7 protein-coding genes are annotated in these 10,476 nt (G+C 46.0%); 6 read left to right on the forward strand and 1 reads right to left on the reverse strand.

What is annotated here, in order from left to right; all coding sequences use genetic code 11:
- Nucleotide 1: 1 nt before the first annotated feature.
- The 4 genes from pheT to mutS all read left to right on the forward strand — a co-directional run bounded on the left by pheT (nucleotide 2) and on the right by mutS (nucleotide 7,322).
- Nucleotides 2-2,305 (forward strand): phenylalanine--tRNA ligase subunit beta, encoded by a 2,304-nt coding sequence (pheT, locus tag G3M65_RS07275; protein ID WP_173833917.1) that lies wholly within the window; start codon nucleotides 2-4, stop codon nucleotides 2,303-2,305.
- 196 nt (nucleotides 2,306-2,501) lie between these two features.
- Nucleotides 2,502-3,071 carry a 5-formyltetrahydrofolate cyclo-ligase gene (locus G3M65_RS07280; RefSeq protein ID WP_173833918.1) on the forward strand — a complete coding sequence of 190 codons (570 nt, stop codon included), beginning with the start codon at nucleotides 2,502-2,504 and terminating at the stop codon, nucleotides 3,069-3,071.
- Nucleotides 3,068-4,801: a ribonuclease Y gene (gene rny / locus G3M65_RS07285; RefSeq protein ID WP_438616888.1), complete on the forward strand. Its 1,734-nt coding sequence runs from the start codon at nucleotides 3,068-3,070 to the stop codon at nucleotides 4,799-4,801. Before G3M65_RS07280 ends, rny begins: the two co-directional genes overlap by 4 nt.
- Nucleotides 4,782-7,322 (forward strand): DNA mismatch repair protein MutS, encoded by a 2,541-nt coding sequence (mutS, locus tag G3M65_RS07290; RefSeq protein ID WP_173833920.1) that lies wholly within the window; start codon nucleotides 4,782-4,784, stop codon nucleotides 7,320-7,322. Before rny ends, mutS begins: the two co-directional genes overlap by 20 nt.
- A 26-nt stretch (nucleotides 7,323-7,348) precedes the next feature.
- On the opposite strand, the gene G3M65_RS07295 is transcribed toward mutS, so the two are convergent.
- Entirely contained in the window at nucleotides 7,349-8,302 is a 954-nt protein-coding gene (locus tag G3M65_RS07295) for an RpnC/YadD family protein (RefSeq protein WP_173833921.1), read from the reverse strand.
- A gap of 52 nt (nucleotides 8,303-8,354) precedes the next feature.
- Between G3M65_RS07295 and carB the strand changes: the two genes are divergently transcribed.
- The gene (gene carB, locus G3M65_RS07300) at nucleotides 8,355-9,947 is read left to right on the forward strand and encodes a carbamoyl-phosphate synthase large subunit (protein ID WP_173833922.1); all 1,593 of its coding nucleotides are present in this window, start codon (nucleotides 8,355-8,357) and stop codon (nucleotides 9,945-9,947) included.
- The gene (locus G3M65_RS07305) at nucleotides 9,944-10,468 is read left to right on the forward strand and encodes an NTPase (RefSeq protein ID WP_173833923.1); all 525 of its coding nucleotides are present in this window, start codon (nucleotides 9,944-9,946) and stop codon (nucleotides 10,466-10,468) included. Before carB ends, G3M65_RS07305 begins: the two co-directional genes overlap by 4 nt.
- Nucleotides 10,469-10,476: the final 8 nt, after the last annotated feature.

A 10,476-nucleotide genomic window follows, 5' to 3' on the forward strand; every position in this document is an offset into this window, starting at 1 on the left:
CATGAAAGTTCCCTTCTCTTGGCTTTCAGAGTTCATAGATGTAGAGGGGCTTGAGCCTCAAAGGGTAGCAGAGGAGCTTACCCTGAAAAGCGTCGAGACCACCCTAAGCAGGTGGGATATGGACCTTGACGGTGTAGTCTCTGCAAGGGTGGTGGAGAAAAAACCCCACCCCACAAGAAACCTCTATGTGTACAAAGCTCAGGTGGGCGAGGGTCATTTTCTTCAGGTGGTATCTGCGGATGCAAAAGTGCAAGAGGATCAATGGGTCTTGCTAGCCCTTCCAAACGCCAAGGTGGGTAGCATGTGCATAACCCAGAGGGATTTTGATGGAGTGGTATCTCAGGGTATGTTTCTGTCTGCCAAGGAGCTGGGGCTTGAAGACCACTCTGAGGGCGTGCTTACCTTTGAGGAAGAGCTAAAGCCGGGCTTGTCCGCCTATGACCTTCTTGGCTTTGGAGAACACATACTTGAGATAGAGCCCACCCCCAACAGAGGAGACCTCCTCTCGGTGAAGGGTCTTGCGAGGGAGATATGTGCCATAATGGGAGTAAGCAAAAAGGAGAGGCAATACCCAGCCTTTGAAGACTTTGGGGATATGGACATAAGGCTTGAGTCTCCAGACTGCAGGAGATACCGGGGGGCGGTCATAGAGGGCATAAGGGTAAAGGGCTCACCCCTTTGGCTCAGAAGGAGGCTCTGGCAGTGTGGTATAAGGACCATAAACAATGTAGTGGACATAACCAACTATGTGATGCTTCTTGAGGGTCAGCCCCTGCATGCCTTTGACCTCAAAAAGTTAAGGCTTCCCCTTTTTGTGAGGGATGCAAGGGAGGGCGAGAGGATAACCACTCTTATGGGAAGTGAGAAGGAGCTGAGCTCTAAAAACCTTCTCATAGCGGACGCAGAAAAGCCCCTTGCCATAGCGGGAGTGGTAGGCGGTCTTGAAAGCTCTGTAAAGGAAGACACAGAAAGCATACTCCTTGAGTCCGCCTACTTTGACCCATACAGGATAAGGAGGTCTGCAAAATCCTTGAGCCTTCAGACGGACAGCTCCTACAGGTTTGAAAGGAACGTGGATATAGAAGGGGTAAAGACCGCACAGAACCTTGCAATAAAACTACTTCTTGACCTGGCGGGCGGCACTCTTATCGCCTTGAGGGATGTTTATTCAAATCCCTACGAGCCTAGAAAAGTATTCCTTAGCCTTGAGAAGTTCAGGAGATACTCAGGCAAAGACTTTGACAGGCAAAAGGTTTCACAAGCCCTAAGTGCCCTTGATATTCCCCATGAGGTCATGAGATGTGGTGTGGAAGTTTTTATTCCATCCCATAGGAGCTTTGATATGCAGGGAGATGTAGACCTAATAGAGGAGCTTCTAAGGGTTGAAGGATACACGCAGGTTGGCTCACCAATCCTAAAAGCTCCATCCAGACCCTCACAGATGGAAAGTATAGTAGACAAACTTAGAAACTTTATGGTGAGTAGGGGCTTTTCTGAGGTGATAACCTTCTCCTTTGAAGATGCGGAGCTTTATGAGCTTTTGTCTTTGCCTCTTCCCCAGTTGGAGATCCTGAACCCTCTTAACAAAAGCCAAAGGTTTATGAGAACTTCCCTCCTGCCCTCTCTACTGAGAGTATGTCTTGATAACATAAGAAACTACAACTACAGCATGGCTATCTTTGAGGTGGGTAAAGTCTTCCTCCAAGAAGAGGAGTTAAGGCTTGGCTTTCTTATGACTGGCTACAGAAGGCTCTTCCCAGAGGAGGAATATACACCCTACCATGGGCTGGCTCTTGTTCAGGATATTTTGAGAAACTATACAGAAGAATATAGATCAGAGCCATCTGCTATGCCTTTCTTGCATCCCAGGGTGCAGAGGGCTTTCTACGATGGAGAAGAGGAGTTGGGATATTTTGGTCTTCTCAATCCTGCCCTTCAGGATAGGCTTGGTTTTAGGCATAGGACTATTGTAGGTGAGCTAAGGCTGAGCCTTCTTAAGGAGAGAACTAAGAGCTACAGACCCATAGCCCAATATCCGCCTGTGATAAGGGACCTCACCCTGCTTATGGACAAAGAGGTAAGTCTGGATAAATTAATATTCCATATCAGGAAAAAAGAGCTGGTGGAAGACATGAAGGTTTTTAGCCTCTATACAGACCCAAAATTTGGGGAAGGCAAGAAGAGCGTTAGCTTTAGGCTGACCTTTAGAAGTAAGGAAGGCACCCTTTCTGACCAGCAAGTTAACAAGCTTGTGGAAGAGATAGTGGCTGAGCTGGAAGAGAAGTTTGGGGCAAAGCTCAGATAAAACCTGCCCTGTGCGTGGTGAAGGAGTTTATATTGGGGTCCACATGGTGAGGCAATAGGGAGCCCGGTCTCCGGAAGAGCCAAAGAGGCTTTCCGGGAGGGCACCCACCTAAGGCTCTTGGGGCCCACCGAAGGCTCCTTCCTCCACGGCATGGGCGGGTATTTCTTGCCTTCCCCTCCTGAAAAGGAGGCGGAAGATGAAAGTGTTTGCTAAGAAGGATATAAGAAGAAGGATTATACAGAAAAGAGAAGGTCTAACAGAGGAAGAAAGAGAAAGGCTGTCAGAAGGCATAGTAAAAAATCTCTTAAGTCTCAGGTCCCTATGGGACGCGGATACCCTTCTTATGTTTTGCCCTCATAAGGGAGAGCCTAATATTACGCCTCTCTTTTCTTGGGTTCTACAGAGGGGTAAGAGTCTCTTGCTTCCAAGGGTAGAGGGGAAAGACCTAAAGCTAATAAGGGTTGAGGACAATACCAGCCTTAGCCCCGGTGCTTTTTGTATACTTGAACCCTCTGGAGGTGAGGAGGTAAGACCAGAGGAGGTAGACTTATCCCTTGTCCCAGGGGTAGCCTTTGACAGGGAGGGATACCGCATAGGCTACGGCAAGGGATACTACGATAGGCTTTTGGGGAGACTAGGGGGGCTAAAGGTGGGAGTTTGCTATGAGTTTCAGGTCCTAGAGGAGGTGCCAAGGGATGACTGGGATATGCCTGTTGACCTTGTGGTCACGGAGGAAAAAATCTATCAAGGAGGTAAGGAAAGATGAGTATGGAAGTGCTTGTTGTGGCTTTTTTAGCTTTGGCTATAGGAGGTATCGTAGGCTTTATCCTCTCAAGGAGAGGGACGAGCACCTCACCTGTCATGGAGATTACGGTAGACCTTGAGGAAAAGAGGAAAGAAGCGGAGCTCATAGTTTCAAAGGCTAAGGAAGAGGCTCAGGAGATACTAAGGAAGGCTCATGAAGAGGCAAGAGAGGTCAAGCTAAGCTCTGAAAGAGAGGCGGAGAAGATAGTAAGACTTGCCCAAGAAGAGGCGGACAGGCTAAGGGCAACCCTCAAAGAGGAAACGGAAAAGATAAGAAGAGACCTTGACAGGAAAAGCAGAGAAATGGAAGAATACCTTGCAGAGAGGAAGCAAGAGATCCAAAGGTTAGAGCAAACCCTCCAGCACCGTGAAGCCAACTTAGATAGAAGGGTTCAAGCCCTTGAAAGGCGAGAGGAAGAGCTATACAGAAGGGAAAAGGAAATAAGGGAGATGGAAAGGCAAATAGACCAGGCACAAAGAGAACTACAGGCTAAGCTCAAGGAGTTGGAAGAAAAGGAAAAAGAGATAGAAGCCCTTAGGCACAGGGAGATTCTTGAACTTCAAAGGATTGCCAGTATGACCCTTGAAGAAGCCAGAATGGAGCTTTTAAGGAAGGTGGAAGAAGAGGCAAAAATAGAAGCCATAAGATTAGCTAAGCGTATAGAGGAGGAGGCAAGGGAAAGGGCGGAGTTTGAGGCGAAGAAGGTGATAACCACCGCAGTGCAGAGGCTCTCCTCTGAGATAGCCATCAACTACACCACGACCACCGTGGAGCTTCCCAGCAATGAGTTCAAGGGCAGGATAATAGGAAGAGAAGGAAGGAACATAAGAACCTTTGAATTACTCACAGGTGTGGACCTTATAATTGATGACACCCCAGATATAGTCACCATTTCCTCCTTTGACCCCATGAGGAGGGAGCTTGCAAAGGATGCCCTTGAGAGGCTCATAGAGGATGGAAGGATACACCCTGCCAGGATAGAAGAGGTGGTGGCAGAGGTCAAGAAGGAGATGGACGAGAAGATTAGGAAGATGGGAGAAGAAACCTGCATGGAGCTTGGGCTATATGACATAAACCCCGGTCTTTACTATTACATAGGCAAGCTCTACTACAGGACGAGCTACTCGCAGAACGTGCTTTTACACTCAAAGGAAGTTGCCTACCTTGCTGGGATGATGGCGGAGGAGCTTGGGCTGGATGCCAAAATGGCAAGGAGGGCTGGGCTTTTGCATGACATTGGCAAGGCTATCTCCCACGAGCTTGGAGGCTCTCACACAGACATAGGCATAGAGCTTTGCAAACGTTATGGAGAGCCAGACCCAGTCCTAAATGCCATAAAGGCTCACCACAACGAGGAGCCAGTAAGATATCCAGAGGTAGCCCTTGTATGCGCAGCGGATGCCCTCTCTGCGGCAAGACCAGGGGCAAGGAGGGAAAGCCTGGAGGCATATCTCAAAAGACTTGAAAAGTTAGAGGAGATAGTCAAATCTTTCAAGGGTGTGCAGAACGCCTATGCGGTGCAGGCAGGAAGAGAGGTAAGGGTCATAGTTAGCCCCGAGGAGATAAGCGACGAGGAAGCCTACATGCTTTCCAAAAACATAGCAAGGAAGATAGAGGAAGAGATGCAGTTCCCCGGACAGATAAAGGTGGTAGTCATAAGGGAGACAAGGCATGTGGAATACGCCAAGTAATGAAGACCTGACCCCCATGCTCTCCCAATACCACCACTTTAAAAAGCTCTACAGAGACTGTTTGCTCTTTTTCCGTCTTGGAGATTTCTACGAGCTTTTTTACGAAGATGCGGAGCTGGGGTCAAGGGAGCTGGGGCTTGTGCTTACCTCAAGACCCGCTGGCAAAGGAAGGGAAAGGATTCCCATGTGTGGTGTGCCATATCATTCCGCAAGCTCTTATATTTCAAAACTGGTTTCTAAGGGCTATAAAGTAGCCATATGCGAGCAGGTGGAGGACGCCTCTCAGGCTAAAGGTCTTGTGAAGAGGGATGTCATAAGGGTTATAACCCCAGGAACCTACTTTGAAAGGGAAAACTGTGGGCTTGCCAGTCTTTTAAAAAAGGGAAACCTCTATCTTTGTGCCTACCTAAACCCAGCAACAGGGGAGTTTTTGGGGGGCACTTTTGACCATACTGGCACAAGGGAGTTTATTCTTAAATTTTCTCCAAAGGAACTTCTAATTCCTCAGAACCTTTCTTTTGATATAAAGGAGCTTGACCTGTTTGTAAACACTGTAGAAGAAGACTACTTTTATGAGGGTCTTAGGGTGATCCTTGAGGATATGAAGCTCTACAGTGCCAAAGGGCTCGGCTTTGAAAGAGAAGAGGAGCTTTTGCCTTTTGGGGGGTTATACCTTTACCTTAAGAGCACACAGAAATCCTTTCTGCCCTTTGTGGAAAAACCAAAACGGTATATGGGAGAAGGCTATGTTGGTATAGACTACAGAACAAGAAGGGGGCTGGAGCTTTTGGAGTCTTACGAGGGCTCAGAAAATTATTCTCTCTTTGGAGTTATAAACAGAACGCTAACTGGCATGGGAAGAAGAAGGCTCAGGTTTCACATACTACACCCCTTTAGGGAGAAAAGTGCCATCCAAAAGGTGCAGTCCGCAGTGCAAGAGCTTATGGAAAAAAGACAGCTCTTAGAAACCCTAAGGCAGGAGCTAAAAAACATGCCAGACCTTGAAAGGCTTGTAAGTAGGATAAGTGGTGGCATCTCTACTCCAAAAGACCTCTTGCAGGTAAGGAGGGCTCTTGAGTCTTTAGAAAGGATAAAGGAACTTCTCAAGGACACCTCTTCAACCGCACTTAGAGAAGTCTACGAAGGGCTACTTGAACTTATTGACCTAAGAGAGGATATAGAAAAAACCCTTGTGGATGACCCACCTTTGCATGTAAAGGAGGGAGGTCTTATAAGGGATGGCGTAGACCCAGAACTTGACCAACTTCGCTACTATAGAGACAACGCCCAAAGCCTAATAGACCAATATGAGGCAAAGCTAAGAAAAGAAACAGGCATTCAAAGTCTTAAGATAGGCTTTAACCGTGTTATGGGCTACTACATAGAGGTAACCAAGCCAAACCTCAGGTATGTGCCTTCACACTTCCGCAGGCGTCAAACCCTTTCAAATGCAGAAAGGTTCACCACAGACTATTTACAGGAGCTTGAGGAAAAGATCCTTTCCGCTCAGAGCAAAATAAACAACCTTGAGTATGAGCTCTTTATGGCTTTGAGAGAGAGGGTTATAAAGAGACTTGAGGAACTGGCTCACAATGCAAGGCTTATCGGCTGGCTTGACTATCTTCAGTCCTTGTCAAGCATCGCTTTGGAAAAGGGATGGATAAAACCTCAGCTAACGGAGGAGAAAGTCTTACACATACAAGAGGGCAGGCATCCAGTTATAGAAGAGTTTGTAAAGGCTTACTGTCCAAACGATACCCACATGGATGAGAAGAACTTCCTTTTCATCATAACTGGTCCAAATATGGCAGGAAAGTCCAGCTACATAAGACAGACCGCAATCCTTACCCTTTTGGCTCACATGGGATCTTTTCTTCCCTGTAAGTCCGCAAAGATTGGTCTTGTCTCTTCTATTCATGCACGCATTGGCTCTGGAGATATTCTGGCACTTGGAGTTTCTACCTTTATGAACGAGATGCTTGAGGTTTCCAGCATACTCCACAATGCAGATGAAAAAAGCCTTATAGTTCTTGATGAAGTAGGAAGGGGGACATCTACCTATGATGGTATAGCTATAAGCAGGGCTATAGTGGAATACATCTTAGAGAACATAAAGGCGAGAACCCTTATAGCAACCCACTATTTGGAGCTTACGGAGATAAACAAAGAGGGTGTAAAGAACTACCATATGGCGGTAAGTAAAGAAGGGGAGGAGATAAATTTCTTGTATCTTCTAAGACCTGGTAGGGCAGAGGGGAGCTTTGGCGTAAGGGTGGCAAAAAAGGCAGGACTGCCAGAGAAGGTCATAGAAAGGGCAAAGAGTATACTGTTAGAGCTGGAGGCTTCAAAGACCTTGCCCGTGTTAGAAAGGGTATATGAAGAGAGCCAAAGAGAAGAAGAGAAACAACTTTTAGAAGAGCTTTTAGAACTTGACATTGCAAACCTAACACCCTTGCAAGCACTTATAAAACTGGCGGAGCTAAAAGAAAAAGTAGTTAGCTTGAGAAAAACGAGAGCCTAAGAAGGAATATGAGCTTTTGAATTAGGTTATGAAATTTTCAGCTCAGTAGCTAAAACCTGCATGAAATCCTCAGAAGCAGAAACCAACTTCTTGGCTAAAGACCTCAGAAAGTCCACATCTTTTATTTCCCTTATCCTATTTGCTATCTCCTCAGGCACATAGCCAAGTTTAGCCTCAATTATGGCTACAACCATATCCTGTGCGGACTTTAAAAGACCCTTTTCAATACCAATAATTTCACCCTCTTGAAACCCAATTTGCTTACCCTTTTCAATACCAATAACCTCCCCCTCTTGAAACCCAATATGTTTACCTTCCTCAAGACCAAGCCTATAAAGAATATCCTTTCTCAACTTTCTCTTTGGCAGTTTTATATCCTCAGGTCTAACCACTATAGGCATGTGCCTAACCTCCTCTGTGAGTCTTATCCTTAAGTTAGGTCTCAGTTCTGTCAGCGTCAAGGCTTTCAATAGATAGTCCTTTCTCTCTTCTTCGTTCATGCCTTCCATAGTCTTTATGAGTTTCTCTATCAGATATGCCTCATCCTCTACCTTACACAAACATGCCAATAGCCTATCCATAGGGTCTGGGCTTTCCAAAAGCACTCTGCAGTCTATCTGCCTTATGTCAATCATCTCATAGCTAAAGGTAAGGTTCCTAAGCTTTAGTCTTGACTTCATTCTTAGCTTTCTGTTTCCCACATACACAAGAAGTTGTTTTATAGGATTACTTGGATATCTCTCCCATATGGCAAGGTAATAGCGTAGCATTCTGAAGGGCATGTTATTGTCGTTAAAGGACTGGAACTCTATATGCAGTATGCTTTCGTCCTCAAGCCTTGCTAAAAAGTCTACTCTTAGCTCTGTGGAAGGAAAGTTTGTGGGTAGCAGTTCCTTTATGGGTGCTGGTGCAAGTATCTTGCTAAGCCTTTGTGGGATTTCTTCAAATATGTCTTTTAGGGCTATGTCTTTTGAAGACACAAGCAGATTATAGCATATGTATTTTAGGAGTTGAGTTAAAATAATGGGTTTAATGAAGAAAGTATTAATCCTTGGCAGTGGACCAAATCGTATAGGTCAAGGTATAGAGTTTGACTATGCATGCGTCCATGCGGTTTTTGCCCTAAGAGAACAAGGCATAAAGACCATAATGGTAAATTGCAACCCAGAGACAGTTTCCACTGATTATGACACTGCGGATACGCTTTACTTTGAGCCAGTGGTTTTGGAAAACGTGCTTGAGGTCATAAGAAGAGAAAAGCCTGATGGAGTCTTTCTTCAGTTTGGTGGTCAAACGCCTCTTAAACTCTCCCTTCCTCTCAAGAACCTTGGTATAAACATACTGGGAACTCCTCCAGAAAGCATAGATATGGCAGAGGATAGGGAGCTCTTTAAAAAGCTCATTGACACCCTTGGCATAAAGCAGCCACCCAGTGGAACTGCAAGGACAAAGGAAGAAGCCATAAGAATAGCGGAAGAGCTTACCTTTCCCGTGCTTGTGAGACCTTCCTATGTGCTTGGTGGCAGAGCTATGAGAATAGTTTATGACAGGGAGGAGCTTATCCAATACCTTGAAGAGGCGGTAAGTGTGAGCTTTGAAAGACCCATACTCATAGACAAGTATCTTTCTGACAGCATAGAGGTGGACGTGGACGCCATAGGAGATGGCAAGGATTATCTCATAGGAGCGGTGATGGAGCATATAGAGGAGGCGGGTGTCCACTCAGGAGACAGTGCGGCAAGCATACCACCATACACTCTCTCAAAGGAAGTGGTAGAAGAAATAAAAAGACAGTCCAAGCTTATAGCGAAGGCTCTAAAGGTGAAAGGGCTTGTGAACCTTCAGTTTGCAGTAAAGGATGGTGAGGTCTACGTGCTTGAGGTTAACCCAAGGGCCTCAAGGACAGTGCCCTTCGTAAGCAAAACCATAGGCTACCCCTTGGCAAAGCTGTCAGCCCTTATAGGCGTTGGTAAAAGTCTAAAGGAACTTGTCCCTGAGGTTTTTGAAAGACTTGAAGGAGGCAAAGCCCACCTTGCCAGCGACTTTATGCCTTCTGACAAGAGGATATACTCTGTCAAAGAGGTAGTCTTTCCCTGGAGCAGATTTCCAGAAGAAGACCCTGTGCTTGGTCCGGAGATGAAAAGCACAGGAGAGGTTATGGGTATTGCAGAAGACTTTGGTCTTGCCTACTACAAGGCACAGCTTTCCGCTGGTAGCAGGCTACCCTTAGAGGGCAAAGTTTTCCTTAGTGTTGCGGACAGGGACAAACCAAAGGTGGTAGACCTTACAAAAGGTTTTCTTGAACTGGGTTTTGAGGTCTATGCCACTGGAGGGACATACAAATTTCTAAAAGAAAGAGAGCTGAATGTAAAGCATGTGCTAAAGGTCTCTGAGGGAAGACCCAACGTGGTGGACATGATAAAAAACCAAGAAATACAGCTCATCATAAACACGCCAACGGGCAGAAAAGAGAGGAGCGACGCCTACCACATTAGGAGGTCTGCCATTCAGTATGGCATCCCCTACACAACCACTATAAGAGGCGGATATGCTATGCTTGAAGCCATAAGAAGCTACATAAAGCACGGCGGTAGACTGAAGGTTTACGCCCTTCAGGACCTATGAAGATAGTGCTCACAGGGGAGCCAGGTATAGGAAAAACCACATTCATAAAAAAGCTGGCAAAGGCTTTAGGGGACAAAGTCATAGGCTTTTGGACAGAAGAGGTAAGAGACCCAAAGACAAAAAAACGCACAGGCTTTAAGGTGGTCTCTACAGAGGGCAAGAGCCTTCTTTTTGCCAGCAAAACCTTTACTTCAAAGCATCTCGTGGGCTCTTATGGTGTAAATGTGCAAAGGTTTGAAGGTGTGGCTCTTCCAATTCTTGAAAAGGCTTTGCAAGAGGACAAGGTGGTGCTTGTGGATGAAGTAGGCAAGATGGAGCTTTTCTCAAAGCCCTTTAGAGACTTGATAAGAGAGCTTATTCATGACACAAGAAAAGATATGGTGATAACAATCCCCATAAGGGATGTGCATCCTCTCGTTGCAGAGATAAGAAGACTTAAGGGAGCAGTTCTTTTGGAGATAAACAAGGAGAACAGGGATGGGCTCTTAGAAGATATTCTGAACCTTCTTGACAGGGTTTGACCTTTTGG

It is taken from the genome of Hydrogenobacter sp. T-8 (assembly GCF_011006175.1).
In the GTDB taxonomy this organism is placed as follows: Bacteria; Aquificota; Aquificia; order Aquificales; family Aquificaceae; genus Pampinifervens; species Pampinifervens florentissimum.

Excerpts from the sequence above, each read along its gene's own strand:
- rny (WP_438616888.1), top strand. The coding sequence starts at position 3,068 with ATGAGTATGGAAGTGCTTGTTGTGGCTTTTTTAGCTTTGGCTATAGGA.
- mutS (WP_173833920.1), top strand. The coding sequence starts at position 4,782 with ATGTGGAATACGCCAAGTAATGAAGACCTGACCCCCATGCTCTCCCAA.
- carB (WP_173833922.1), top strand. The coding sequence starts at position 8,355 with ATGAAGAAAGTATTAATCCTTGGCAGTGGACCAAATCGTATAGGTCAA.
- pheT (WP_173833917.1), top strand. The coding sequence starts at position 2 with ATGAAAGTTCCCTTCTCTTGGCTTTCAGAGTTCATAGATGTAGAGGGG.
- G3M65_RS07305 (WP_173833923.1), top strand. The coding sequence starts at position 9,944 with ATGAAGATAGTGCTCACAGGGGAGCCAGGTATAGGAAAAACCACATTC.
- G3M65_RS07280 (WP_173833918.1), top strand. The coding sequence starts at position 2,502 with ATGAAAGTGTTTGCTAAGAAGGATATAAGAAGAAGGATTATACAGAAA.